At 62.9% G+C, this 24,961-nt stretch carries 23 protein-coding genes; 10 read left to right on the top strand and 13 right to left on the bottom strand.

The annotated features are described in order from the left end of the window. The first annotated feature begins 382 nt into the window (after positions 1-382). Positions 383-1,474: a S1 family serine peptidase gene (locus tag NKI15_RS28500; RefSeq protein ID WP_023713445.1), complete on the top strand. Its 1,092-nt coding sequence runs from the start codon at positions 383-385 to the stop codon at positions 1,472-1,474. A gap of 80 nt (positions 1,475-1,554) precedes the next feature. On the opposite strand, the gene mgrA is transcribed toward NKI15_RS28500, so the two are convergent. The 7 genes from mgrA to NKI15_RS28535 form a co-directional block, all read right to left on the bottom strand. Next, positions 1,555-2,601: an L-glyceraldehyde 3-phosphate reductase gene (gene mgrA / locus NKI15_RS28505; protein ID WP_023686605.1), complete on the bottom strand. Its 1,047-nt coding sequence runs from the start codon at positions 2,599-2,601 to the stop codon at positions 1,555-1,557. A 57-nt stretch (positions 2,602-2,658) separates the two neighbouring features. Next, a complete protein-coding gene (locus NKI15_RS28510) occupies positions 2,659-3,801 on the bottom strand; it encodes a Gfo/Idh/MocA family protein (protein WP_023700131.1) in 1,143 nt (380 codons plus the stop codon). 11 nt (positions 3,802-3,812) lie between these two features. Continuing rightward, positions 3,813-4,559 (bottom strand): sugar phosphate isomerase/epimerase family protein, encoded by a 747-nt coding sequence (locus NKI15_RS28515; RefSeq protein WP_023683031.1) that lies wholly within the window; start codon positions 4,557-4,559, stop codon positions 3,813-3,815. A 99-nt stretch (positions 4,560-4,658) separates the two neighbouring features. Then, the gene (locus NKI15_RS28520; RefSeq protein ID WP_023686606.1) at positions 4,659-5,759 is read right to left on the bottom strand and encodes an ABC transporter ATP-binding protein; all 1,101 of its coding nucleotides are present in this window, start codon (positions 5,757-5,759) and stop codon (positions 4,659-4,661) included. Between the two features lie 5 nt (positions 5,760-5,764). Then, on the bottom strand, positions 5,765-6,700 hold the full coding sequence (locus NKI15_RS28525; protein WP_023669802.1) for a carbohydrate ABC transporter permease: 936 nt from the start codon (positions 6,698-6,700) through the stop codon (positions 5,765-5,767). Then, positions 6,693-7,586 (bottom strand): carbohydrate ABC transporter permease, encoded by an 894-nt coding sequence (locus tag NKI15_RS28530; RefSeq protein ID WP_023683029.1) that lies wholly within the window; start codon positions 7,584-7,586, stop codon positions 6,693-6,695. The genes NKI15_RS28525 and NKI15_RS28530 overlap by 8 nt, the downstream gene beginning before the upstream one ends. A gap of 81 nt (positions 7,587-7,667) precedes the next feature. Continuing rightward, positions 7,668-8,906, bottom strand: a complete 1,239-nt coding sequence (locus NKI15_RS28535; RefSeq protein WP_023683028.1) for an ABC transporter substrate-binding protein — start codon at positions 8,904-8,906, stop codon at positions 7,668-7,670. Between the two features lie 392 nt (positions 8,907-9,298). Between NKI15_RS28535 and NKI15_RS28540 the strand changes: the two genes are divergently transcribed. Further along, a complete protein-coding gene (locus tag NKI15_RS28540; protein WP_352514966.1) occupies positions 9,299-10,342 on the top strand; it encodes a LacI family transcriptional regulator in 1,044 nt (347 codons plus the stop codon). Positions 10,343-10,375: 33 nt separating this feature from the next. On the opposite strand, the gene gnd is transcribed toward NKI15_RS28540, so the two are convergent. After that, positions 10,376-11,803, bottom strand: coding sequence for an NADP-dependent phosphogluconate dehydrogenase (gene gnd, locus NKI15_RS28545; RefSeq protein ID WP_031355663.1), 1,428 nt, complete (start codon positions 11,801-11,803; stop codon positions 10,376-10,378). Between the two features lie 206 nt (positions 11,804-12,009). Between gnd and NKI15_RS28550 the strand changes: the two genes are divergently transcribed. Further along, a complete protein-coding gene (locus NKI15_RS28550; protein WP_023692002.1) occupies positions 12,010-12,447 on the top strand; it encodes a VOC family protein in 438 nt (145 codons plus the stop codon). A gap of 25 nt (positions 12,448-12,472) precedes the next feature. On the opposite strand, the gene NKI15_RS28555 is transcribed toward NKI15_RS28550, so the two are convergent. The 5 genes from NKI15_RS28555 to NKI15_RS28575 form a co-directional block, all read right to left on the bottom strand. Further along, positions 12,473-14,098 carry a copper resistance CopC/CopD family protein gene (locus NKI15_RS28555; RefSeq protein ID WP_050589048.1) on the bottom strand — a complete coding sequence of 542 codons (1,626 nt, stop codon included), beginning with the start codon at positions 14,096-14,098 and terminating at the stop codon, positions 12,473-12,475. Positions 14,099-14,151: 53 nt separating this feature from the next. After that, a complete protein-coding gene (locus tag NKI15_RS28560) occupies positions 14,152-14,670 on the bottom strand; it encodes a YcnI family copper-binding membrane protein (RefSeq protein WP_023683022.1) in 519 nt (172 codons plus the stop codon). A gap of 39 nt (positions 14,671-14,709) precedes the next feature. Further along, a complete protein-coding gene (locus tag NKI15_RS28565) occupies positions 14,710-15,249 on the bottom strand; it encodes a copper chaperone PCu(A)C (protein ID WP_023698175.1) in 540 nt (179 codons plus the stop codon). 104 nt (positions 15,250-15,353) lie between these two features. After that, positions 15,354-15,710: a DUF2946 family protein gene (locus NKI15_RS28570; RefSeq protein WP_023683020.1), complete on the bottom strand. Its 357-nt coding sequence runs from the start codon at positions 15,708-15,710 to the stop codon at positions 15,354-15,356. Between the two features lie 214 nt (positions 15,711-15,924). Next, entirely contained in the window at positions 15,925-16,827 is a 903-nt protein-coding gene (locus tag NKI15_RS28575) for a GntR family transcriptional regulator (RefSeq protein ID WP_023683019.1), read from the bottom strand. 257 nt (positions 16,828-17,084) lie between these two features. Between NKI15_RS28575 and NKI15_RS28580 the strand changes: the two genes are divergently transcribed. The 7 genes from NKI15_RS28580 to NKI15_RS28610 all read left to right on the top strand — a co-directional run bounded on the left by NKI15_RS28580 (position 17,085) and on the right by NKI15_RS28610 (position 24,686). Next, positions 17,085-18,590 carry a UxaA family hydrolase gene (locus tag NKI15_RS28580; protein ID WP_023728563.1) on the top strand — a complete coding sequence of 502 codons (1,506 nt, stop codon included), beginning with the start codon at positions 17,085-17,087 and terminating at the stop codon, positions 18,588-18,590. Between the two features lie 52 nt (positions 18,591-18,642). After that, positions 18,643-19,641, top strand: coding sequence for an aldo/keto reductase (locus tag NKI15_RS28585; RefSeq protein ID WP_023686616.1), 999 nt, complete (start codon positions 18,643-18,645; stop codon positions 19,639-19,641). A 73-nt stretch (positions 19,642-19,714) separates the two neighbouring features. After that, positions 19,715-19,930, top strand: a complete 216-nt coding sequence (locus tag NKI15_RS28590) for a hypothetical protein (protein WP_023686617.1) — start codon at positions 19,715-19,717, stop codon at positions 19,928-19,930. Between the two features lie 12 nt (positions 19,931-19,942). After that, positions 19,943-20,935 carry an ABC transporter substrate-binding protein gene (locus NKI15_RS28595; protein ID WP_023686618.1) on the top strand — a complete coding sequence of 331 codons (993 nt, stop codon included), beginning with the start codon at positions 19,943-19,945 and terminating at the stop codon, positions 20,933-20,935. A gap of 147 nt (positions 20,936-21,082) precedes the next feature. Next, positions 21,083-22,606 (top strand): sugar ABC transporter ATP-binding protein, encoded by a 1,524-nt coding sequence (locus NKI15_RS28600; RefSeq protein WP_023700145.1) that lies wholly within the window; start codon positions 21,083-21,085, stop codon positions 22,604-22,606. 23 nt (positions 22,607-22,629) lie between these two features. Further along, entirely contained in the window at positions 22,630-23,595 is a 966-nt protein-coding gene (locus tag NKI15_RS28605) for an ABC transporter permease (RefSeq protein ID WP_023683015.1), read from the top strand. Between the two features lie 74 nt (positions 23,596-23,669). Beyond that, complete coding sequence (locus tag NKI15_RS28610) at positions 23,670-24,686, top strand: zinc-binding alcohol dehydrogenase family protein (RefSeq protein ID WP_023686620.1); 1,017 nt, start codon at positions 23,670-23,672, stop codon at positions 24,684-24,686. Positions 24,687-24,961 lie beyond the last annotated feature (275 nt).

Raw genomic sequence — 24,961 nt, forward strand, 5'->3', positions numbered from 1 at the left:
CAGCAAGGAGTGGAGCAAAATACAGAAATATTGTCGAGATCGTGGTGGAGTTAAAAAATTAGTTTGGTTACCCGCCCGTATCGGATCATCGGTCCGGGCGGCCTCGTTAAAGCCCTCCGCCAAACGCACCCGCGTCGATATACTGCCTAAAATAATCCAACATTGGCAATGACAAATCGCTTCCACGTAGCCCGTGGGGGGCTATAGGGTTTGGGTGGGCTCTGCCCGATGGGGCACGATTAGCAAAAGTGGTATTTCGGTTTTATAACCGCGCGGATGTCGTTCGTTCTGGCAGAAGGCGATCGAGGTACCGGTACCGCTTCTGTTGGTTATGCGTCATGGCGGCATGGCTCGGCATTTTTCATCTCAGGAGGGTTTCAAGGTGAACATTATCCATCGGTTCAGGCCGCTTGCCGCTGCATCGCTGCTGGGCATCGCGGCCGCTTTCCCCGCCGTCAACGCGCTCTATGCAGCCGACGACGCCGCCAGGCCGGAAGCGGCGGTCTCGCCGATGCAGCGCGTTGCCGAATCCCGGGACAAGGCCAAGGCCGAGAATCCCGACGGGGCCGACCGCGTCTATGGCGGCAAGGAAGCCGACAAAGGGGCCTATCCGTTCCAGGTGGCGCTGCTGACCAGCGCCCGGCTGGACCCCAGCCCGGCCTCGCAGCCGAACGCGCAATTCTGCGGCGGCAGCCTGATTGCTCCGCAATGGGTGCTGACGGCGGCGCACTGCCTCAACGACAAGGGCCGGCCGATTTCGCCCGACACGGTGACCGTGCTGACCGGCGCCACCGATCTTACCGAAGGCAAGCGCTACAAGGTGGTCGAGGTCATCGTCAACGAGGGCTACAGCGAACAGACGCTGGACAATGATCTCGGCCTGCTCCGGCTGGCGGAGCCCGCCGATGCGCCGGTCATCAAGATCACCAATGAGCCGACGCCAGACAGCGGCAAGACCACGGTCATCGGCTGGGGCAAGATGCAGGACGGCACCTTCCCGACCGCGCTGATGGTGGCCGATCTCGATCTCGAGCCGAGCGCTGCCTGCAACAGCGGCATCAAGTCGATCTATGCGCATGACCTGAAGGCGGCACTTGGCGATCTCTCGCATCGGATGCGTTATTCGGAAAAGGGCATCGATGCCGCCGCCAATGCGATCGCCGCCGATATGTCGGATCCGCTGACCAAGAACATGATCTGCGCCGGCACCGACAGCGGCGAACGCGACGCCTGCAACGGCGACAGCGGCGGTCCGCTGTTCATGACCGGCGCCAACGGTCCGGTCCAGGTCGGCGTCGTCTCCTGGGGCGAAGGTCCGTCCGACGGCACCGCCGCTTGCGGCCACAAGAATGCCTATGGCATCTACACGCGATTGGCCAACTATACGGGTTGGATCGAAGCCAAGATGAAGACCCCGGCTCCGGCAGCCGCGGCGGCGCCCAAGGCCGGTCTCGGCACGGCCAAGAAGCCCTGAACGGGCCCGAAGCTTGATAAACGCAAAACGGCGGGATCTTTCCCGCCGTTTTGATTCATGTCCGGTGCCGGCTGTTCCGCTTACTTCCGCGGCGGGCCTTTGCGCTCGGCCGACGCCGCCCACAGATTGATGTCGGACTCGCGTGCGTAAGTGTCGATTTCGGCGAGCTCGGCATCGCTGAACTCGAGCACCTTGAGCGCGCCGACGCAGTCCTCGACCTGTTCGGGCCGGCTGGCGCCGATCAGCGCCGAGGTGACCCGGCCCTTGCGCAGCACCCAGGCCAGCGCCATCTGCGCCAGCGTCTGGCCACGCTTGCCGGCGATCGCGTTCAGCGCCTGGATGTTAGCGATGGTCTTTTCGTTGATGAAGGCGGGCCGCAGCGACTTGCCTTGGCTGGCGCGGCTACCCTCGGGGATGCCGCCGAGATATTTGTCGGTCAGCATGCCTTGCGCCAGCGGCGAGAACACGATCGATCCGACACCGAGCCCTTCCAGCGTATCGAGCAGTCCGTCCTCTTCGACCCAGCGGTTGAGCATCGAATAGCTCGGCTGATGGATGATGCAGGGCGTACCGAGCTGCTTCAATATGTCGGCGGCCTCGCGCGTGCGCTGCGAATTGTAGGACGAGATGCCGGCATAGAGCGCCTTGCCGGAACGCACCGCATGGTCGAGAGCGCCCATCGTTTCCTCAAGCGGCGTATCCGGATCGAAGCGGTGCGAATAGAAGATGTCGACATAGTCGAGCCCCATCCGCTTCAGGCTCTGGTCGAGGCTCGCCAGCACATATTTGCGGCTGCCCCATTCGCCATAAGGCCCTGCCCACATCTCATAGCCGGCCTTGGTCGAGATGATCAGCTCGTCCCGATAGCCGGCGAAGTCGGTGCGCAATATCTCGCCGAAGGCGATCTCGGCCGAGCCCGGCGGCGGACCGTAATTGTTGGCGAGATCGAAATGGGTGATGCCGAGATCGAAGGCCTTGCGCGCGATCGCCTGCTTGGTCTTGTGCGGCGTGTCGTTGCCGAAATTGTGCCACAGGCCGAGCGAGATCGCCGGCAGTTTCAGGCCGGATCGCCCACATCTGTTGTAGAGCATTTTCTCATAGCGGTGTTCAGCCGGCTGCCAGCGCATGGGTACAGATCCTGGATTGTATGGGTGGCGGCGCGCGCGCGCCCACACCCTTCTACCTCATTTCTGCTTCGCCAACAGTCCTTTTGCGTCCTTGACGCCGAGTGCAGCCGGCCGCTCGCAGCTGGTCTGCATGGCGACGAACTTGCCGGTCTCGCCCGACCGCAACAGGCCGGTCATGACGTCGACGGCATGCAGCGCGAGCTCCATCGAGCAACGATGCGGCCGGCCCTCGGCGATCGCCAGCGCCATGTCGGCAAGGCCTGCTGTGCGGTAGTTGGCCATCATGCCCTGGCCGTGCATTTCGTTGGGCACGCCGAACGGATGCTGCCATTTCGGCAGTTTCTTCACCGGTTTTGCCGCCTCGGTTATGCGCACGTCGCCACCGAAGAAATTCGGATCCGGCACGAACACCGTGCCCGTTTCGCCATAGAGTTCCATCGGCGCATGACCATGCGCCCAGACGTCCCAGCTGGTGTTGAGCGTGACCACGGCGCCGTTCTCGAACTCCAGCAGGCCGTGGATCGTCGTCGGCGTGTTGACCGGGATTTTTTCGCCCGCGCGCGGTTTCGACGAGATCGTGCGTTCCTTGGCAGGCGTCGTCGCGAAGGCCGCCACCTGCTTCACCGGCCCGATCAGCTGGATCAGGTTGGTGATATAGTAAGGCCCGATGTCGAGCACCGGCCCGGCGCCCGGCTGGAAGAAGAAATCGGGATTGGGGTGCCAGTGCTCCATGCCGTGGCCCATCACATGACAGGTGCCGCTGGTGATCTTGCCGAGCGCGCCGGTGTCGATGAGGTTGCGCACCAGCTGGTGCGCGCCGCCCAGGAACGTGTCCGGGGCCGAGCCGATGCGCAGCCCTTTCTTCTCGGCCCGGCTCTTGAGGTCGAGGCCTTCCTTGACCGACAGCACGAACGGCTTTTCCGAATAGACGTGCTTGCCGGCATCGAGGATCTGCTTCGACACCCCGTAGTGCACCGCCGGGATGGTGAGGTTGACGATGATGTCGATCTCGTCATCCTTGAGCAGTTCTTCGACGGTCTCGGCGCGCAGCTTGAACTCCTTCGCCCGTGCCTTGGCCGCGTCCATGTTGATGTCGGCGCAGGCGCGCATCTCGATGCCGCGAAACAGAGGCGCCAGCGAGAAATACGCTTTCGAGATGTTGCCGCAGCCGATGACGCCGATACCCAGTTTCTTTGCCATGATGATTGTTCCTAGTAAGCCTTGACGGATGCGAGCGAGCGGCTGGCGAAGCGCTCGATGTCGTTGGGGTTGTCCTGTTCCATGACGTAATATTTGGCCGCGCTCTTCGCCTGAAGTGTCTTGATCAGGCCGGCCCAGTCGATGGTGCCGTGGCCGACATCCGCCCAGCCGTCCTCGTCAAGGCCTTCGCCTGACTTGGCCATGTCCTTGACATGGACGGCGCTGATGCGCTTGCCGTGCTTTTCGATCCACGGCAGCGGATCAACGCCGCCGCGGATTACCCAGGCGACGTCCATCTCCCAGCCGATGTCGGGCGCAGCCGACAGGATGTGATCCTGCGGCACCGAGCCGTCGGCGAGTGTCTTGAACTCGAAATCATGGTTGTGCCAGGCAAAGCCGTAGCCGGCTTTTTTTGCGGTCTCGCCGACCTTGGCCAGACGCTCGCCAAAGCCGCGCCAGCCGGCAGCGTCGGCCGGCCGCTGCTCGGCCAGCAGATAGGGACAGATGACGAGCGTGATGCCGAGTGCGTCGGCTGTTTTGCGTACGCCGTCGAAATCATTCTCCAGCGCATCGATCGAGAAATGTCCGGTCGGCATCGAAAGCCCGTTCTTGTCGAGTTCGGCGCGGAACGCCTTGGGGTCGTCATAGACGCCGCCGAAACCTTCGACTTCCTTGTAGCCGAGCTTACCAAGCATTTTCAGGATGCCGTCCCACGGCTGGAAATTGCGGGCGCTGTAGAGTTGGAATGACCAGTTCATCGTCTCTGTCCGTTTCTTGGGTGGTTAAGGCTTGGGGATGTTTTCGGGGGATCGTTTCGGTCGTTCTTGGGAGGATGGTTTGCGGATGATTCTAGAGGGTCACAGGCGATTGCCGGTCGCAGCGTCGAACAGCGAGGCGCGCGCCGGATCGAAACCGAACTGGATCGGATCGCCGCTGCGCAGCGTCCGTTCCGCTTCGACGCGGAAGGAGAAGTTGCGGCCGGCAAGCTTGGTCCACACCAGCGTGTCGGAACCCATCGGCTCAACGATCTCGACCGAACCGCCGGCGGAAAACGGCATCGACTTTGCAGCGTCACCGAAAGCGATGTGTTCAGGCCGGATGCCCAGCACGCAAGCGCCGGCCGGGCGCTCCGTGCCGTCAAAGGTATAGCGGTCGAGCGGCACCGAAACACCGTCGGTCCTGAACGCCGGAGCAGCACCGGCTTCCAGCTCCCCTTCGAGGAAATTCATCGCCGGCGAGCCGAGGAAGCCCGCGACAAAACGGTTGACCGGCCGGTTGTAGATCGTCTGCGGCGCGTCGAGCTGCTGGATGACGCCGCCGCGCATGACCGCGATACGGTCGGCCAGCGTCATCGCCTCGATCTGGTCGTGGGTGACGTAGATCATGGTGTTCTGCAGCTTGCGATGCAGAAGCTTGATTTCGACGCGCAGTTCCGAGCGCAGCTTGGCGTCGAGATTGGATAGTGGCTCGTCGAACAGGAAGACATCGACGTCGCGCACCAGCGCCCGCCCGATCGCCACGCGCTGGCGTTGGCCGCCGGACAAGGCCGCGGGCTTGCGCTGCAAAAGCGGCTCGATCTGCAGGATCTCGGCGGCGCGTGCGATGCGCTTGGCGATCTCATCCCTGGGCACGCCGGCAACGCGCAGGCCGAACGACAGGTTCTTCTCCACCGTCATTTGCGGATAAAGCGCATAGGACTGGAACACCATGCCGATGCCGCGATCCTTGGGCTCTTCCCAGGTGACGTTCTTGCCCTTGATGAAGATGCGGCCTTCGGAAATATCGAGCAGCCCGGCGATGCAGTTGAGCAAGGTCGACTTGCCGCAGCCCGAGGGACCGAGCAGCACGATGAACTCGCCCTCTGCGACCTCGAGATTGAGGGTCTGCAGCACCGATACAGAGCCGAAATTCAGGGACAGGTCCTGGATCGAAACGCTGGTGCCGTTGGCTGCCGTCATCGCCATCACCCTTTCACCGCACCGGCGGCGATGCCGCGCACGAAAAGCTTGCCGGAAATGAAGTAGACGATGAGCGGCACGAGCCCGGTCAGGATGGTGGCGGCCATGTTGACGTTGTACTCCTTCACGCCTTGCACCGAATTGACGATGTTGTTGAGCTGCACCGTCATCGGATAGGTGTCGGGGCGGGTGTAGACGACGCCGAACAGGAAGTCGTTCCAGATGCCGGTCACCTGCAGGATGATGGCGACGACGAAGATCGGCAGCGACATCGGCGCCATGATCCGCAGGAAGATGCCCCAGAAGCCGGCGCCGTCGACCCGTGCCGCCCTGAACAGCTCTTCCGGCATCGAGGCAAAATAGTTGCGGAACAAAAGCGTGAGGATCGGCATGCCGAAGATGGAATGGACGATCACCAGGCCGCTGAGGCTGCCGTAGAGTCCGATCTCGCGCAGGATGATGACGATCGGATAGATCATCACCTGATAGGGGATGAAGGCGCCGACGATCAGGATGACGAAGAATGTGTCGGCGCCCTTGAAGCGCCAGTTGGCGAGCGCATAGCCGTTCACCGAGGCGATCGCGATCGACAGCAGCACCGACGGCACGGTGATGCGCACCGAATTCCAGAAGCCGCGCGAAAGCCCGTCGCAATTGAGGCCGGTGCAGGCGGTCGCCCACGCCTTCACCCACGGTTCGAACGTGATTTCGAGCGGCGGCGAGAAGATATTGCCCATCCGTATCTCGGGCATGCCCTTAAGCGAGGTGACCACCATCACATAGAGCGGCAGCAGATAGTAGACTGCCACCACGATCAGCGTGCCATAGAGGAAGATGTTGCGGCGCGAGAAGACATGCCGCGGCTTCGGCCCGCGCGGCCCCGAGGCTTCGCGCTCGGCGGCACCCGCGCTGGCGGGCAAAGGGACGGCCGGGTCAGCCACGCTTCCTGCCTCCGAATTCAAGGTAGGCCCACGGCACGACGACGATCACCACCGAGAGCAGCATCATGGTCGAGGCGGCAAAGCCCTGGCCAAGATTCTGTGCGAAGAACATGTAGTCGTAGACATATTTGGCCGGCACTTCGGAGGCGATTCCGGGGCCGCCGCTGGTCTGGGCGACAACGAGGTCGTAGACCTTGACGATGCCCGACGCGATGATGACCAGCGTGGTGATGAAAACCGGCCGCATCATCGGGATGACGATGAACAGATAGGTCTTCCACATCGGGATCCCGTCTACCCGCGCCGCCTTCCAGATGTCCTCGTCGATGCCGCGCAGGCCGGCCAGCATCAAGCACATGATGAGCCCGGTGCCTTGCCACAGCGCCGCAATCGAAATGCCGTAGATGACGATGCTGGAATTGTAGAGCGGGTCGAAGTTGAAGCTCGTCCAGCCGAGGTCCCGCACCACATGCTGGATGCCGAAATCCGGATTGAGCAGCCACTGCCAGACCAGGCCGGTGACGATGAAGGAAAGCGCGAACGGATAGAGGAAGATGGTGCGGAACGTGTCCTCGAAACGGATCTTCTGGTCGAGAAGCGCTGCAAGCAGGAAGCCGATGACCAGTGAGAACACCAGCGAGATCGCGCCGTAGATCAAAAGGTTCTCGATCGAGATCAGCCAGCGCGGCGTCGCCCACAGCCGGTAATACTGGTCGAGCCCGGCGAAATTCAGCCGTGGCAGCAGCTTCGAATTGGTAAAGGAATAGAACACCGTCCAGACGGTGCCGCCGACGAAAACCACCGACGCGGTGAGGATCATCGGGATCGAGGCGACCTTCGCATTGATGTTGCGGAACAGCGGGTTGGGGCGTTCGCTCTTGCTCATCTCGTCAGCCGGCTGGGTAAGGGCGGTGCGATCCCGGCCCTGCTTTCGCAAGGCCGGGAGCGAGGTGTATTGCCTCCAACGTCAGTCTGCCGAAGCGATGAGGTCGGCGAAGCGCTTCTGCGCGTCTTCGATGGTCAGGTCCGGCTTGGCGAAGAATTCGGCGAAGAGATCTTCCTTCTGCTTCTGGGTATCCTGCGAAAGCAGTTGGTCCGTCCACGGGATGACGGCGCCCTTGGCGAGGATGGCCAGACCCTTCTTCATGCAGTCGTTCGCCGCATTGAGATCGACGTCGCCACGCACCGGCAGCGAGCCCTTCTTGAGATTGAAGGCGACCTGAGTCTTAGGGTCGAGCAGCGTCTCTGCCAACACCTCCTGCGCCTTGGACTTGTCGGCATCCTTGAGCAGCGGGAAATAGAAGGCGTCGCCGCCGGTGGCGATCACTTCGTTCAGACCGAGGCCCGGCAAGCAGGCATAGTCCTTGCCGGCGACCTTGCCGGCAACCTGGAACTCGCCTTGCGCCCAGTCACCCATGATCTGGCCACCGGCCTTGCCGGTGATGACGAGATTGGTTGCCTGGTTCCAGTCCTGCACATTGGTGTTCTTCGCCATCTTGCGGGCATCGTCGGCGGCCTTGAAGACCTTGGCGATCTCGGGCCCGGCGGCGAACTTGGCATCCTTGTCCTTGTAGACCTTAAGGAACGCGTCGGTGCCGCCGACCGCCGCCAGCAGCACGTCGAAGGCGCCGGAAGATTGCCAGGCCTGTCCGCCGACAGCGAGCGGGATGATGCCCGCCTTTTCCAGGGCGGGCGCTGCCGCCACGAATTCATTCCAGTCCTTCGGCAGCGGCACGCCGGCCTTCTCGAAGGCTTCGTTCGACAGCCACAACCACTGCCAGGAGTGGATGTTGACCGGCACGCAATAGATCTTGCCGTCGATGGTGCAGCTGTCGAGCAGGCTCTTCGGCCGCACGATTTCCGTCCACTTGCCCTTGGTGGCGACATCGGTGAGGTCGCGCATCAGGCCGGCCTGCACCAGTTCTTCGGCCTGCCGGCCGTGATTGAACTGGGTGGCGCCCATCGGATCGCCGCCGGTGATGCGGCTGATCATGATCGGCCGTGCCGTGCCGCCGGATCCGGCAATGGCGCCGTCGACCCAGTGATTGCCGGTCGCGTCAAAAGCCTTCGCGAATTCCGCAACCGCCGCCGCCTCGCCGCCGGACGTCCACCAATGGGTCACTTCCAGGTCGGTGGCGGCCGCCGGGCCGGCAAGCTGAAGCGCGGCCGTCGCGGCAAGGGCAGCGGTCAAAAGTCTATAGCGCATTTCGGTTCCTCCCAGAATCTGAAACGTTACAGATTTTCGATACGGCAATTATGCGGTGCGTGCAACCCCTGAGATAAACGCGCTCGAATGTTTTTTCGAGGCGCGAACAAATTCGTTGCGTGCAAACCGGCAAACTCCGCGCAAAACCGGGTGCTGCGCTGCAAAATCATGCTGCAGCGCAAGAAAAACGTCTCGAACCTGATTTTCGCGCAACGTTTCTGGCCGCCAAAACCCTGCCAAAACCATGGCTTGAGAGACCCACTCGCTGCGATGTTGGAAATCTGTAACGTTTCAGTATATTGAGGCCTGACGGCGAAGAACCGTGCCACATCGTCATCGAAGCGATTGTCGGCTGGTCCGGCGGCTGCTATGCGCCTGACGGGGCGGGACGAATGGACAGGGACCAGACGGAGAAGGACGACGAGGCGTCGGCACATGAGCGGCCGACGCTGAAAACGCTTGCCTTCATGACCGGGCTCGGCGTCACCACCGTCTCGCGCGCGCTCAAGGATGCACCCGAGATCGGCGCCGAGACCAGGCGGCGGGTTCAACTCGTCGCCAGGCAGATCGGCTACCGGCCGAACCGCGCCGGCGTGCGCCTGCGGACTGGCAAGACCAATGTTATCAGCCTCGTGCTCAATACCGAGCGCGAGATCATGAGCTTTGTCTCGGACATCATCTACGGCGTCTCGGAGGTCATTGCCGACACACCCTATCACCTGATCGTCACGCCCTACTCGCGCTCGCAGGATCCGCTGGACCCGGTAAAGTATCTGGTCGAGTCCGGCTCGGCCGATGGCGTCATTATCTCACGCACGCAGCCCAACGACCCGCGCGCCCGCTACATGCTGGAGCGTGGCATACCCTTTGCCACGCATGGCCGCACCGATATGGGGCTTGTCCACCCCTATCACGACTTCGACAATTACGCCTTCGCCGCCGAAGCGGTGCGCCATCTGGCCAGCGTCGGCCGGCGCCGGCTGGCGCTGGTAGCGCCGCCGGTCGGGCTCACCTATTACGACCACACGGTCAATGGCTTTGCCGACGCACTGAGCGAGGTCGACGCCAGCGAAGTGCCGTTCAACGCTGTTTCGATCGACCAGTCGATCGATCAGATCAGGACGCGGACCGCGCAGTTGATGCGCCGCGACGTCAGGCCGGACGGTTTCGTCAGCAGCGCCGCCGCAGCAACGCTGGCCATCGTCGCCGGCATCGAGGATGCCGGCCTGAAACTCGGCCGCGACGTCGATGTCGTGTCCAAGCAATCGTCGGAACTGCTGCATCTGTTCCGCCGGGAGTTGCTGATCGTCAACGAAGACTTCCGCCTCGCCGGCACCGAGCTTGCCCGCGCCGTGCTGGGCTGGATAGGCGGCGCGGCACTTGGCTCTTTGCAGACTGTGGTCAAGCCAGGCGACGTCGTCGCGTATCAGGGCTGACTGGCACGACCGGAGAGGCCGCCTCACCTGACCCTAGCCGGCAGCGCCGCTGCCCCATGGGCCATGGAAAGCCCCCTGCTCGCCGATGCGCTCGAAACCATGCGCGCCGAAGAAATCGCGCTGCGCCTGGATCAGGTTCGAGGTGCCGCGGCCCTGGCGGTAGCTGTCGAAATAGGCAAGCGCCGACGCCAGCGCCGGCACGGGCGAACCGGCCTCCGACGCTCTTGCGACGATGCGCCGGAGCGACGGATGCGCCTCCTGCATCATGGTGGTGAAAGCCGGCGCCATCAAAAGGTTGGTGGACGCGCCGCCCGAGCCGAAGGCTTCCGCCATGGTGTCGAGCATCTGCGAGCGGATGATACAGCCGGCACGCCAGATCTTGGCGATGGTCGGCATCGGCAAGTTCCAGTTGAACTCCTTCGAGGCGGCGCTCATCACCGCGAAACCTTGTGCATAGGCGGCGATCTTGCCGGCGAGCAGCGCCAGCTCCAGGTCTTTCAGAAGTGCCGCCTTGTCGCCGGAGATCTTGGTGACGCCGATATTGCCATAGGCTTTTTCGGCCGCCTGCCGCTCATCCTTGATCGAGGACAGCACGCGGGCCGCCACCGCCGCCTCGATGGCCGTCGCCGGAATGCCGAGCTGCTGCGCCTCGATGACAGACCATTTGCCGGTGCCCTTCTGGCCGGCACGGTCGAGGATGATGTCGACCACCGGCTTGCCGGTCTTTGCATCGTCAGCGGCCAGCACCTTGGCGGTGATCTCGATCAGATACGAATCGAGCCGGCCCTTGTTCCAGTCCTCGAAGACCTTGCCGATCTCCTTCGGCCCCATGCCGAGACCGTCACGCAGGATACCGTAGATCTCGGCGATCATCTGCATGTCGGCATATTCGATGCCGTTGTGGATGGTTTTCACGAAATGCCCGGCGCCGTCTGTGCCGAGCCAGGCAGCGCACGGTTCATCCTTGAACTTGGCCGAGATCGCGGTCACCACGCGTTCGACGCGCTTCCAAGAGTCTTCGGTGCCGCCGACCATGATCGACGGCCCGTGGCGCGCGCCTTCCTCGCCGCCGGATACGCCCATGCCGATGAAGGTGAGACCCGAGCCCGACAGTTCCGAAAAGCGCCGCATCGTATCGCGGAAATTGGCGTTGCCGGCATCGATGACGATATCGTTGTCAGACAACACGCCGCGCAGCGCTTCGATCTGTTCGTCGACCGGCTTGCCGGCCAGCACCATGATGATGACCGGGCGCGGCGGCTTGATCGCAGCTGCCAGTTCCTCCAGGCTGTAGCAGGGCACCACCATGTCCCTGAGCGAACCGGCGCCTTCGAGGAAGGCATCGGTGCGCGCCTTGGTGCGGTTGAAGACGGCGATGCGGTGCCCGTGCTCGGCAATGTTGAGCGCGAGGTTGGAGCCCATTGTGCCAAGGCCGATCAGACCGATTTCGGCTTTTTCCATCGTTTCTTCCCTGCTTTCGGATTTTGTTGAGGCCGCGTTTTTCGGGATGCCCATTTTTCGGCGAGATGATTGACGAGCCTTTCGCGCCACGTCAACCGCCTCGCCGAATTGTGTTGCGTCTGCGTTGTGTCAGACCGAGTCAGGAAGGGTCAGTTGGTGACCGGGCGACGCCTTGCCGATCGAACATATGACGTTAGGTTGAACTTATGGCAGTCAAACGGATGGACAATGTCGGAATCGTCGTCGATGACCTCGACGAGACGATTGCCTTCTTTCGCGAGCTCGGCCTCGAACTGGAAGGGCGGGCGACGATCGAAGGCGAGTGGGCCGGACGTGTCACCGGGCTCGGCGATCAGCACGTCGAGATTGCCATGATGCGCACACCGGATGGCCATAGCCGGCTCGAGCTCTCCCGCTTCCTCACGCCGACGGTCGTCGCCGATCACCGCAACGCCCCGGTCAATGCCCTGGGCTACCTGCGCGTCATGTTTACCGTGGACGACATCGACGACACGCTTGAAAGGCTCCGCAAGCGTGGCGCGCAGCTGGCCGGTGAAGTCGTCCGTTACCAGGACGTGTATCGGCTCTGCTACATCCGCGGGCCGGAAGGGCATCTCATCGGGTTAGCCCAGGAACTCGGCTGAGCGCCCTTCGTAGGCGGGCTGAATATCACTCGGCGCGGATATCGATCGGCGCTTCGATCTTTACCACTTCGAAATCCGAAACCAGAATATCGAGCCGCGCCGTCCAGCGGCCTGGAATCGGAATGACGAGATTATCGACGCGCCAGGTGCCGTCGCCTGGCTTGGTCGTCGGACGCTTGATCGGCTCGATCCCCGAATCGGGCTTGGACAGCACCAGCGTCACTTCCTTGGCGTCGAGCGGGCCGAAATCGCCATCCATGATGACGATGGAGGCGGTGACCTCCCCGGTATGGCCGGGCGTGATGTCGATGTCGGCCATCGCCTTCATAGTGTGGATATGGGCCGACGTCGGTTGTGCCGCGGCGATTGCCAGGGCCCGTGGCGGCGGCGTGAAGCGCCAGCCGGCGGCAACGCCGAAGATCAGGAGCACGATCAGCATTTCGACTGAGATCGAGCGGCTAAGCCGTCGCCGCACTTCCGTCGCTCCGGCCTCGGCCAAGGCGGTGAGCCGCCATCGATTGACCGCCGCCAGCGTGAACAGAAACACCAGCAGCGCCAGCTTGATCAGCAGCAGCCGGCCATAGGCGGTGTTGACCAGTGCCGCCGGTGTCTGCACCTGGATGATGGCGAGCACCACACCGGCGGCGGCAAGCACTACCACCACGGGCATGATCGCGCGCGAAAACCGCCGCAGGAACGCCCCGGCTTCCACCGATTGGCTGCTCAACGCCAGGCCGAGCGGCAGCAATGCTCCAGCCCAGAAAGCGATGCCGGCGCCATGCAGGAACACCATAGGCCGCGTCAGCCATTGCGGTTCGGCTGCACTGGCATGGCCGCTGGCGGCAAGGGCTGCACCCACACCGGCCAGCCCGGCGAGCGCCAACGGCCTGGCGCCAGCACGCGATCCGACCAACGACAGCAGGCCAAGCCCGAGCGCCGCCAGCGAAATCAGCACCGTCCAGCCGAAGCTGGTGCCAAGCGCCGTCCGCCAGACCACCGGTTGCGCCAGCCGGGCGAGTGGCGCGCCCAGCGCGTCCAGCCCCTGGAACCCGAGCGACAGGGGTGCTGCGACCAGCCCGCACAGGATGGCGGCAATGACGAAGCGCTGGCCTGAGCGCTGGCCTTGCGCCAGCCATGTCAGCGCGAAGGCGCCGCCAATGCCGAGGAAAAGCCCGATGTAGAGAAGAACCTTGCCGGTCCAGATCGCTGACCGCAAATCTATATCGACAGCTTCCCCCACCGCCGGCGCCGCACTTGGCGCGCCAACGGAAAACAGCACCGAGCCGCCGACCGGATGGCCATCGGCGGAAATCACCCGCCAGCTCAAGACATGGGTGCCCGGCCCGAGCTTTTGTGGATTGTCGATCTCAACCGTTTGGTCGCTCAACCGAAACGAGGTCAAAGCGACAGGCGTACCGTCGGGCCGCACCAAGGTCAGCACCAGCGGCGACACAGGCTCGCTGAAGGTCAGCGAAAATTGCGTCGGCGCTCGCTCCAGAACCGCGCCGTCGGCAGGCTCGGCCTTGATCAGCGCCGCATGGGCAAAGGCCTGGTTTGGCGTGGCAAGGACGGCAAGCAGCAGGATCGCGGCCAGCAGGCCGAAGCACCTGCCGGCTGTCCGTTCCATCCGCTGGAAACAGGCCACGTTCATGCCATCCACCAAAACAGTGGCGCGCCGCTTCGAAGCAGCGCGCCGCCAATGCATCATTTCTTCGGCAGCAGGTTGAGGCCGGGCGCCGGATCTTCCAGCGCATCCTCATCCTGACCAGCCGCCGGAATCTCTATCCAACGCGTGGTGGCGCCATCGCATTCCTGCACCACCGGAAAATAGAGTTTTTGCCCGGCCGGCAGATCGGCGGCCAACGTGCCGCGGAAGACGAACTCGTCATAAAATTCATCCGGCAGGCTGCCGCCGCTCCAGTCGACTTCCTTGACGCCCGAGGTCACCGCCTCGCCATAGAGCTGGTAGGATTTCTCGTACTTGCCTTTCTTGACCTGCAGCGTCCAGCCGGGCTTGGGCATCGGCTTCACCCCGATCACCCCTTCCGGGATCTGCACGCGCACGGCAATCGTCGCCTTGCCTTCGCAGCCATGCGGCACGCGCAGCACGGCCTTGTAGGTCGAACCGACCGGCGCTTCCTGGGTTTCGAGCGTGATATGGCCGAAGGCAGCGCTCGTCCCCAGGACAAGAAATGCAGCGGCCGGCAAAAGATACTTGTTCATGATGGTCCCTCTCGAAAAATCGGTTGGCAAATTGATTGGTCAGTCGTTGTCTTCGAGGGGTGGCGCGCTGCCTATGGCTTGCACGGCAAACTCGACGGTCACGGTTCCGGCCTTCTCGAAAGTCAGCGTGGCGGCAAACATCTGGCCTTCTTTAGGCGGCTGCTTCAAATCCATGAACATCACGTGGTAGGCGCCGGGACCCAGCGTGATCTTGCCGCCCGCCGGGATATCCAGGCCGCCACTGACCGGGCGCATGGTCATGACGCCGTCTTTGACTCCCATTTCATGCAGTTCGGCCTTGCCCGAAATATCGGAGGCAATCGACAGCAGCCGGTCCGGCGCGCTGCCCTTGTTGACGATGGTGAAATAGCCGCCGGCAACCTTGGCGCCGGCCGGCGTGGCGCGCGACCAGGGATGCTTGATCTCGATGTCACCGGCCTTGAATTCATGCGCAAGGACGGAATGGGAGCCGACGAACAACAGTGCAAAGGCGAACAGGGCGCTGCCGAGACGCTGCTCGATAGTGCTGAATAAACGGGTGCTGCGGTGCAACGCGCCGGCACGAAGAAAACGGAACATGGGTAGGCTCCATGAATATAAGGTCGCGCCGTTGTCGGGCTGCGAACGTGTTTGTCATTGGATGATTATCGCCTGCGCAGGTTACGCAAAGCGAGCGGCGGTTTTCAGCCCGCAAGCGGCGGCGCGCGCGGATTGGCCGGAGAGCGCTCGCGCGTGACGTCGGGATGCCTGACTGCCGGCGGGGCAAAAGCGACTGTTTCCAAGTACTGGCTGACCGGCGCCAGGCCGACGCCTGCCGGCGGCGCATAGGCGACGGAGGCCATGCTGCAGCCGAGCATGCAGCACGCCGGCATATGCTGCTGGTGCGGATCGCCGCCGGGAAGCTGGACCGCCCCCTCATGTGTACAGATGACGTTGCCGAAAACGTCGAGTTGCGAGGCATCCGGCGCAATGCCGAAGGCAAACACGCCGAGCGTCGACTGGAGCAGCAGCACACAGGCCGCGACAAAGGCGGCCGTCATGCTCCATCTCTTACGCCGGAAGTCCAAAGACCTGCCTCTTCACGCAGCAACGCTTGGATATCTAGCACGCGGCATGTCGGCGGAAAATCGCCAAATCATCGCTGCGGCAACGCGGCGCGTTCAATCCATGTCGCCAAAAAGTGCGCTGCGGTTTGGGATAACGACATGCATAGGCAAAGATCTTGTGCGCATAACCTCCCTTCGGACGTCGCGCTCAGGAAGCCGGGCGGCCGCCGATTTCCGGAATCGACGTCAACAGCGTGTGGCGTGCCGACTTCAGATGCTTGCGGCAGGCGGCGTCGACCTTGCCGAGATCGCGCGATTTCAGCGCCGCGATGTAGGCGAGATGCTCGCTCACCGCGACTTCGTTGCGCTCGCGCTCTTGCGCCTTGTTCCACTGGTAGTGGTAGTGAAAGATCATGGCGATGACGTCGTAGAAATCGACGATGAAGCGGTTGTGCGACGCCCGGTGGATCAGCCGGTGGAAGCGCTCGTCTAGCTCAGAGAATTCGTTGAAGCGGACGGCGATTTCGCTGGCCAGAAGCCGGTGCTCGTCTTCCAGCCGGTCGAGATCCGCCCAGACCGGACTGTCCCCAGGCAAGGCGGCAAAGGCCGCCGCCGAGCGTATCTCGAACATCTCGCGGATTTCAGTGAGTTCGAGCGCGAAGGCTCGCGTAAATCCTTTCAGCACCCAGTGGCTGTTGCGCCGCTTCTCGATCAGGCCGAATCGGGAGAAGCGGATGAGGAACTCTCGCACGCTGGTGGTGCCGACGCCGATCTCGCGCGCCAGTTCGAGCTCGTTGATCTGCATGCCGGCCTCGGCGCCGCCGGCCAGCAACCTGCGCATAAACGACCGCTCGATGATCTGGGCCAGTGTGTCTGTCTCCTCCTCGGGGAAGAAATCATCCGGCTTCGGCGTCCTGAGCACTGTCTTGCTGCGTTTGTTCCACGCGATCAGCCCGGTCTCTTCCATGCGCGCCAGAATGGTGCGCACGGTGGTACGGCTGACGCCAAGCAAAGTGCCCAGCTCCGGCTCCGACGGCAGGCTCTGCGTCTCATCGAGCAGCCGCAGACCCCTGTTGTAAGCGTCCTTGTAGACGTTGTTGCTCTTCGACATCCCTGCCCCGTTGCGCGCCGGCGCTTGCTGTGGCTGGCTTGAAGCGCGATATCACATATGTCCTGGCGCTGACCCGGCAAAGCAAAACGCTCTGCGTGTCAGACGCCGCTCCCCACAAGCCAAGCGTCCATCGGACGCATGGTCTCCTCCTGAAAAAACAATTGACGCACAAATGTTTTTTCACGATAAAAGACATTATATGTAAACAGACGCGTGTCAATCCGCGCATCCCCAGGAACAGACCCAGGAAACTGCCCGTGAACGCCTCGAACAGCATTCTTCTGTCCCCCGCCGACAATGTCGCGGTCGCCAATGGCCGCATCGAGATCGGCACCCCTCTGCCCGGCGGCGCCGTCGCCACGGCCTTGATCGAGCCCGGCCACAAGGTGGCGATCAAGCCTATCGCCGCCGGCGAGGCGGTGGTCAAGTATGCCCAGGCCATCGGCCGCGCCACCCAGGACATCGCGCCCGGCGACCACGTCCATTCGCACAATCTGGTCTTCGAGTCCGGCCGTCTGCCGGTCGTGCCGCCGAGCGAAGCGGAGCATGCCACCGAAGCTGACCGCGCCCGGACATTCATGGGCTATCGTCGCGCCGATGGCCGCGCCGGCACGCGCAACTTCATCGGCATCATCGCCAGCGTCAATTGCTCGGCCACCGTCTGCCACGCCATTGCCGACGAGGCCAACCGCGTGCTGTTGCCGAAATATCCGGGGATCGACGGCTTCGTCCCGATCGTCCATGGCCAGGGCTGCGGCATGAGCGGCACCGGCGACGGCATGATGGTGCTACACCGCACGCTCGCCGGTTACACCCGCCATCCGAATTTCGGCGGCGCGTTGATGGTCGGCCTCGGCTGCGAGGTCAACCAGCTCACCCTTTACGGCCAGAAGGGTGCGGCGGCGGGAAAACGCCATTTCAACATCCAGGACGCCGGCGGTTCGCGCAAATCGGTCGCAAAGGCGATGGGCGTGCTCGCCGAAATCGCCGAGGAAGTCGGCCAGTATCAGCGCGAGCCGATCCCGGTCTCGGAGATCGTCGTCGGCCTGCAATGCGGCGGTTCCGACGGCATGTCGGGCATCACCGCCAATCCCGCGCTGGGAGCGGCGGTCGACATCCTGGCCGGCGTCGGCGGCATCGGCATCCTGTCGGAGACGACGGAGATCTATGGCGCCGAACATCTGCTCGCCTATCGCGCGGCAACGCCGGAGATCGCCAAGAAGCTCGACGGTTTCGTCAAATGGTGGGAGGACCATGTCGCCAAGCACGGCGCCTCGATCGACAACAACCCCTCGCCCGGCAACAAGCGCGGCGGTCTGACCACCATCCTGGAAAAGTCGCTGGGCGCCGTGGCCAAAGGCGGCCAGACTCCGCTCAACGGCGTCTTCGGTTATGCCGAAAAGGTCACCGGCAGTGGCCTGGTGTTCATGGACACGCCCGGTTACGACCCGGTCTCGGCGACCGGTCAGGTGGCGGGCGGCGCCAACATCATCGTCTTCACCACCGGCCGCGGCTCCTGCTTCGGCTGCCGGCCCACGCCGTCGATCAAGGTCGCCACCAACTCGACCATGTACCACCAGATGGAAGAGGACATGGACGTCAATTGCGGCGTCATCGCTTCGGGTGAGAAGACCATCGCCGGCATGGGCCGGGAACTCTTCGAACTCATCGTCGAGACGGCATCGGGCCGCAAGACCAAGAGCGAGGCGTTCGGCTACGGCGACAACGAGTTCGTGCCGTGGCACCTCGGCGCGACGCTCTAACCACCGACGAAAAAAGCGGGCTGCAAAGACGGCTCACAAGGGGAGGCTGTGGATGGACAAACGCCGCATCGGCACGACTGCGCTCGAGGTAACCGAGATAAGCTTCGGCGGGGCGGCGATCGGCGGGCTCTACCGGGCGTGTCCGCGCGAAGCGGCGATGGAGACGCTGCAGACAGCCTGGGATGCCGGCCTGCGCTATTTCGACACCGCGCCCTTCTATGGCTTCGGCCTGTCGGAACGGCGGACCGGCGATTTCCTGCGCTACAAGCCGCGGGATTCCTATGTGCTGTCGACCAAGGTCGGACGGTTGTTCCGCCCGGTGCCGGAAGACCAGGTTCCCGATCATTCCTATGTCGACCCGCTGCCCTTCGCGCTCGACTACGACTACTCCTATGACGGCATCATGCGCTCGGTCGAGTTCTCCTATGCCCGGCTCGGGCTGAACCGGATAGACATCCTGTTTGTGCACGACATCGGCACCTACACACATGGCGTCGAGAAGACGAAGCTGCACTTTCGCCAGCTGATCGACGGCGGCTTGAAGGCGCTGGAAGAGCTTAAAACGTCCGGCGTGATTTCCGCATATGGGCTCGGCGTCAACGAGGTGCAGATCTGCCTCGACGTGCTGTGCGAAGCGCCGCTCGACTGCATCCTGCTGGCCAGCCGCTATTCGCTGCTCGACCGCTCGGCTGAAGCCGAGTTGCTGCCGCTGTGTCGTGAGCGACAGACTTCGCTCATCATCGGCGGCGTTTTCAACTCCGGCATCCTGGCGACCGGGCCGGTGCACGGCGCGCATTTCGATTATCTGCCGGCGACGCAGGACATACTCGAGCGTGTTGGGGCGATGGAGAAAATCGCTGATGAGGGCGGATATCCGCTGGCGGCGGCTGCATTGCAGTTTCCGCTGCAGGAGCCTGTCGTGGCCAGCGTGCTGACCGGAACGGCCAAGCCCGCCAACCTGACGCGCAACCTCGACCTGTTCAACGTCCAGGTGCCGCAAGCGGAATTCGCCCGCTACACTCCCTACACCATCGTTCAGGAGCTCGGCTGACGAAACGCCACGATCACGGCTCTCAAGAAGGAATGAATATTCCATATTGACTCGACGGTGGAATTAATATTCCATGATGATCAAGGAGGATCGGGAGCGTCTGGACGTGGCACTGAGGATCGGCAGGGAGGTTTCCCCGCCGAGCCATGCGCAGGCCTATATGAAACACCGCTTGCGTCGGCCGGACCGATGCACTATCAAAAAGCGGCAACTGTTTTTTATTGATAAAGTTCCTTTTGGGCCGCGCCTATCCAAATGGAGCTTCCGCAACCTTCACCGGGCGATCTAGGGAGGATTCCTAATGAAATTCGTGACCAGCATTCTCAACCGCCGCTCACTGATGGCACTTGCTGCCGCCTCGATGCTTGCCGGCACGCTGCAGACGGCGCCGGCTTCGGCGGCGGACGTGACCATTCCGATCATCGTCAAGGACACCACGTCCTTCTACTGGCAGATCGTCCTGGCCGGCGCCCGCAAGGCCGGCAAGGATCTCGGCGTCAACGTACCCGAACTCGGCGCCCAGGCTGAAACCGACGTCAACGGCCAGGTTTCGATCCTCGAGAATGCCGTCGCCGGCAACCCGGCCGCGATCGTCATCGCGCCGACCGAATTCAAGGCGCTCGGCAAGCCCATCGATGAAGCGGCCAGCAAGGTCAAGGTTATCGGCATCGACTCCGGCGCCGACTCCAAGGCGTTCACCTCGTTCCTGACCACCGACAATGTGCAGGGCGGTCGCGTCGCCGCTGACGGTCTTGCAGCAGCCATCGGCGAAGCCAATGGCGGCAAGATCGAGGGCGACGTCGCGCTGATCACCAACGCGCCGGGCGCCGGTTCGCTGGAGCAGCGCAAGCAGGGCTTCACCGAGCAGCTGGCCGCGAAATATCCGGGGCTGAAGCTCGTCGCCGACAAATATGCCGACGGCCAGGCAACGACCGGTCTCAACATCGCCACCGACCTGATCACCGCCAACCCGAACCTCAAGGGCATCTTCGCGTCCAACCTGATCATGGCGCAGGGCGTCGGTCAGGCAGTCGCCGAGAACAACCTTGGCGGCAAGCTGGCGCTGGTCGGCTTCGACAGCGACGAGAAGCTGATCAAGTTCCTCAATGACGGCGTCATTTCCGCGCTCGTCGTTCAGGATCCGTACCGGATGGGCTATGACGGCATCAAGACCGCGCTCGCCGCCTCGAAGGGCGAGAAGGTCGAGGCCAATGTCGACACAGGCGCCAACCTGGTGACCAAGGCAAACATGAAAGACCCCAAGATCGACGCCCTGCTCAACCCGAAGCTCTGAGCCCGTCGACCAAAAATCCTTTCCGGGGCCTCGCGCCCCGGAAACACCGGATACAAGCTTGAATATCCACCGGCTTGAATCACCTCGACGATGCGGCTTGACTGCATCGCGACGTGCCAATCGTAAGGCCAATCTGGGAGGATTGTCATGACGCCCATGGCGCAGGAACTGCACCCGGCCCCAACGCTAGCGCCCGGCAGGACGATCCTCGAACTGCACGGGCTGGAAAAGCGCTATCCCGGCACGCATGCGCTGAAGCCCGTTCACCTTGCCTTCAAGGCAGGTGAGATCCACGCCATCGTCGGCGAGAACGGCGCCGGCAAATCCACCTTGATCAAGCTTCTGACCGGCGTCATGCCGCGCACCTCCGGCGATGTCATCTGGGAGGGCAAGCCGGCAGCGCTGGCAACCCCGCACGAGGCAATGGCGCTGGGCATCAACGCCGTGCATCAGGAGGTCGTGCTCTGTCGCCATCTCACCGTCGCCGCCAACATGTTCCTCGGCGAGGAGAATTCGCGCTTCGGCATCCTGCAGCAGCGCGCCATGGTCAAGGAAGCGCAGAAGATCATCGACGGTCTCGGCTTCGACCTGCCGGCGCATGTCATGCTGGGTGACCTCACCATCGGCCAGCAGCAGCTGATCGCCGCCGCCCGCGCCACCGTGCGCGGCACCAAATTCCTGATCTTCGACGAGCCGACCGCCTATCTCACCCGCAAGGAAGCCGACCAGCTGTTCACGCTGATCCGCAGGCTCAAGGGCGAAGGCGTCACCATCATCTACATCAGCCATCGCATGGAAGAGGTGTTCGAACTCGCCGATCGCGTCTCGGTGCTGCGCGACGGCACGCTGGTCGGCACCCGCAACATTGCCGAGACCAATGACGCCGAGCTGGTCAAGATGATGATCAACCGCTCGATCGAGCAAGTCTACCATAAGGAGCATTTCACCCCCGGTGCCGTGATCGTTGAAGCGAAAAACCTGTCGGGCAAGGGTTTCGAAGACGTCTCGATGACGGTGCGCGCCGGCGAGATCGTCGGGCTCTATGGCCTGATCGGCGCCGGGCGGAGCGAGTTCGTCACCACGCTCTATGGCCGCCACAAGAAGTCGGCCGGACAGGTCCTTTGGCAAGGCAAGCCGGTCCACATCAATTCCGAGCACGACGCGATCAAGCTCGGCATGGCGCTGGCGCCGGAAAGCCGCCGCGACCAGGGCCTGTGCCTGAACCTGCCGGTCGGCCTCAACCTCAACCTGCCGATCTACAAGCGCATCTCCAACAACCTGCTGATTTCGAACACGAAGGAAAAGGCTGAAGCCGATCGCCAGATCGCCGGCCTCCGCATCAAGACGCCGACACGCGGCGCACTGGCCTCCAGCCTGTCCGGCGGCAACCAGCAGAAGATCGTCATCGGCAAATGGCTGGCGCACGGCGCCAAGCTGTTCATCTTCGACGAGCCTACGGTCGGCGTAGATGTCGGCACCAAGGCCGAGATCTACCGCCTGTTCGGGGAACTGTTGTCCAAGGGCGCCGGCATCATCCTGATCTCGTCCTATCTGCCCGAGGTTTACGAGCTCGCCGATACGCTGCACGTGTTCCGGCGCGGCAAACTGGTGGCGAGCCACGGTTTTCGCGCCGCTAGCCACGAAGACGTGCTGACGCAGGCGATCGGCTGACAAAACAAGAAACGGGAGGAACCATGAGCATCGAAACCGTCGCGATCGAAAAACCGAAACGGAACTACAACGTCCTGTTCGGGCTGACGCTTCTGGCGTTGCTGGTTCTGCTCTGGATCGTGCTGTCGGTGGCGACGCCGAGCTTCGCCTCCTCCAACAACATCGCCAATCTTTTGCGGCAGGGCTCGATGATCGCCATCATGGCGGTCGGCCAGACCTTCGTCATCATCACCGGCGGCATCGACCTCTCGGTCGGCGCCGTGGTCGGCTTCGCCACCGTCATTGTCGCCATGATGATCAATGCTGGCTTCCCGATCTGGGTCGCCATTCTGGTGACGCTGCTGGTCGGCGTTGCCATCGGCCTGTTCCACGGCTTCGGCATCGTCAAGATGGGCCTGCCGCCATTCATAATCACGCTGGCGACGCTGACCTCGTTGCGCGGCATCGGCCTGTTGATGACCAACGGCAATTCGATCAACATCAACAGCGACAGCTTCACCGCGTTCTCGCGCAGTTCCTTTGTCGGCATCCCCAATCTGTTCTGGATGGTGATCCTGGTCGGTATCCCGGCCTACATCTTCCTGCACCACAGCCGCTGGGGCCGCTATCTCTTCTCTGTGGGATCCAATGCCGAGGCCTCGCGCCTCTCGGGCGTCAATGTCCAGCGCACCATCTATATGGCCTACACGCTGTCGGGCCTGTGCGCGGCCTTCGTCGGCGTGCTGCTGGCGGCGCGCATCGGCATCGGCAACCCGACCCAGGCGGAAGGTTGGGAGTTGCAGGCGATCGCCTCATCGGTGATCGGCGGCACTTCGCTGTTCGGCGCCGTCGGCTCGGTGCATGGCCCGCTGCTCGGCGCCTTCATCCTGGCCACCATCAACAACGGCGCCAATCTGCTCAACGTCAACTCGTTCTGGCAGCGCATCATCACCGGCGCGCTGATCATAATCATCGTCTATTTCGACGGGCTGCGCCGTCGCGGCAAGTAATTCTCCCTGACCTTCTGCGCCGGCCTGCTTAACAACGGACCGGCGCCTTTTTTGAGAAACACTGGAATTGCCGAATGAAAGCTGTTGTCTGCCGCTCGCCCGGCGAGCTTGTCCTGGAAGACCGGCCGGCGCCAGGAGCGCCGCCTGCCGGCTGGGCGCTGGTCGCCGTCAGCCATGTCGGCATCTGCGGCACCGACTACCACATCTTCGAAGGCAAGCACCCGTTCCTTGCCTATCCCCGCATCATGGGCCATGAAGTGTCGGGCACCGTCGTCGAGACCGGCGAAGATGTCGACCTTGCCGTGGGCGAGCCCGTCATCATCAATCCCTATCTCGCTTGCGGAAAATGCATCGCCTGCCGGCACGGCAAGCCGAATTGCTGCGTCAGGATCGAAGTGCTTGGCGTGCATCGCGACGGCGCCATGGCCGAGCAGATCCTGGTGCCGGCACGGAATCTTTATCCGGCAAACGGCTTATCGCTGGCCGATGCGGCGGCGGTGGAATTCCTCGCCATCGGCGCGCATGCCGTGCGGCGCGCTCGCGCCGAACCAGGCGCCCGCACGCTGGTCATCGGCGCCGGGCCGATCGGCCTTGGCGCAGCGCTGTTTGCGCGCATCGCCGGGCTCGATGTCAGCCTGCTCGACATGAGCACGGAGCGGCTGGATTTTGCAAAAGGCGAACTCGGCTTCGCCACGCTCGACGGCTCACAAAAAGCGGCAGCCGAACTGGTGCGCGAGGCAACCGGCGGCGAAGGGTTCGACATCGTCTTCGACGCCACCGGCAACACCGCCTCGGTGCAGTCGGCCTTCGCACATGTCGCGCATGGTGGCACGCTCGTGCTGGTCAGTGTCGTCAAGGACGACATCGTCTTTTCCGACCCGGAATTCCACAAGCGCGAAATGACATTGATCGGCAGCCGCAACGCGCTGAAAGTCGATTTCGACCACGTCGCCGCCTCGATACGCAACGGCGCCGTGCCTCTGGCAAAACTCGTCACCCACCGCACCACGCTGGCCGGCACGCCGGACGATCTCGCCCGCTGGGCGCATGAGAAATCGGGGTTGATCAAGGCTGTGATCGAGGTGGGGTAAGACATCCGAAAAATTTGGTGGAGCGATAAGTGCCGAGTTAAGGCAGATCGCATACCGCGGCGATTTGCGAAAAGGCCCGTCGCTTCCTCATCCATGGGCGGAGCAAGGAGCGAAGCGACGCGGCGCAGACCCGAGGTTTCATTCGGTGACGTCTGCGCTAGAATCCAGCGGTGCAAAAAGAGGTTGTGTGCGTCAAGTTCTGCAAAATGGGGCAGCCATGATGCTGGTCATGCGGCTTGGCGCAGAGCGAGCTTCTTGTGCTCGCGCAGGTCGTC

The organism is Mesorhizobium sp. M0862 (assembly GCF_040319795.1).
In the GTDB taxonomy this organism is placed as follows: Bacteria; Pseudomonadota; Alphaproteobacteria; order Rhizobiales; family Rhizobiaceae; genus Mesorhizobium.

What these genes read in the sequence shown, in the direction of transcription:
- mgrA (WP_023686605.1), bottom strand. Translation starts at nt 2,601, where the DNA reads ATGCGCTGGCAGCCGGCTGAACACCGCTATGAGAAAATGCTCTACAAC.
- NKI15_RS28510 (WP_023700131.1), bottom strand. Translation starts at nt 3,801, where the DNA reads ATGGCAAAGAAACTGGGTATCGGCGTCATCGGCTGCGGCAACATCTCG.
- NKI15_RS28515 (WP_023683031.1), bottom strand. Translation starts at nt 4,559, where the DNA reads ATGAACTGGTCATTCCAACTCTACAGCGCCCGCAATTTCCAGCCGTGG.
- NKI15_RS28520 (WP_023686606.1), bottom strand. Translation starts at nt 5,759, where the DNA reads ATGACGGCAGCCAACGGCACCAGCGTTTCGATCCAGGACCTGTCCCTG.
- NKI15_RS28530 (WP_023683029.1), bottom strand. Translation starts at nt 7,586, where the DNA reads ATGAGCAAGAGCGAACGCCCCAACCCGCTGTTCCGCAACATCAATGCG.
- NKI15_RS28535 (WP_023683028.1), bottom strand. Translation starts at nt 8,906, where the DNA reads ATGCGCTATAGACTTTTGACCGCTGCCCTTGCCGCGACGGCCGCGCTT.
- NKI15_RS28540 (WP_352514966.1), top strand. Translation starts at nt 9,299, where the DNA reads ATGGACAGGGACCAGACGGAGAAGGACGACGAGGCGTCGGCACATGAG.
- gnd (WP_031355663.1), bottom strand. Translation starts at nt 11,803, where the DNA reads ATGGAAAAAGCCGAAATCGGTCTGATCGGCCTTGGCACAATGGGCTCC.
- NKI15_RS28550 (WP_023692002.1), top strand. Translation starts at nt 12,010, where the DNA reads ATGGCAGTCAAACGGATGGACAATGTCGGAATCGTCGTCGATGACCTC.
- NKI15_RS28555 (WP_050589048.1), bottom strand. Translation starts at nt 14,098, where the DNA reads ATGAACGTGGCCTGTTTCCAGCGGATGGAACGGACAGCCGGCAGGTGC.
- NKI15_RS28560 (WP_023683022.1), bottom strand. Translation starts at nt 14,670, where the DNA reads ATGAACAAGTATCTTTTGCCGGCCGCTGCATTTCTTGTCCTGGGGACG.
- NKI15_RS28565 (WP_023698175.1), bottom strand. Translation starts at nt 15,249, where the DNA reads ATGTTCCGTTTTCTTCGTGCCGGCGCGTTGCACCGCAGCACCCGTTTA.
- NKI15_RS28570 (WP_023683020.1), bottom strand. Translation starts at nt 15,710, where the DNA reads ATGACGGCCGCCTTTGTCGCGGCCTGTGTGCTGCTGCTCCAGTCGACG.
- NKI15_RS28575 (WP_023683019.1), bottom strand. Translation starts at nt 16,827, where the DNA reads ATGTCGAAGAGCAACAACGTCTACAAGGACGCTTACAACAGGGGTCTG.
- NKI15_RS28585 (WP_023686616.1), top strand. Translation starts at nt 18,643, where the DNA reads ATGGACAAACGCCGCATCGGCACGACTGCGCTCGAGGTAACCGAGATA.
- NKI15_RS28590 (WP_023686617.1), top strand. Translation starts at nt 19,715, where the DNA reads ATGATGATCAAGGAGGATCGGGAGCGTCTGGACGTGGCACTGAGGATC.
- NKI15_RS28595 (WP_023686618.1), top strand. Translation starts at nt 19,943, where the DNA reads ATGAAATTCGTGACCAGCATTCTCAACCGCCGCTCACTGATGGCACTT.
- NKI15_RS28600 (WP_023700145.1), top strand. Translation starts at nt 21,083, where the DNA reads ATGACGCCCATGGCGCAGGAACTGCACCCGGCCCCAACGCTAGCGCCC.
- NKI15_RS28605 (WP_023683015.1), top strand. Translation starts at nt 22,630, where the DNA reads ATGAGCATCGAAACCGTCGCGATCGAAAAACCGAAACGGAACTACAAC.
- NKI15_RS28610 (WP_023686620.1), top strand. Translation starts at nt 23,670, where the DNA reads ATGAAAGCTGTTGTCTGCCGCTCGCCCGGCGAGCTTGTCCTGGAAGAC.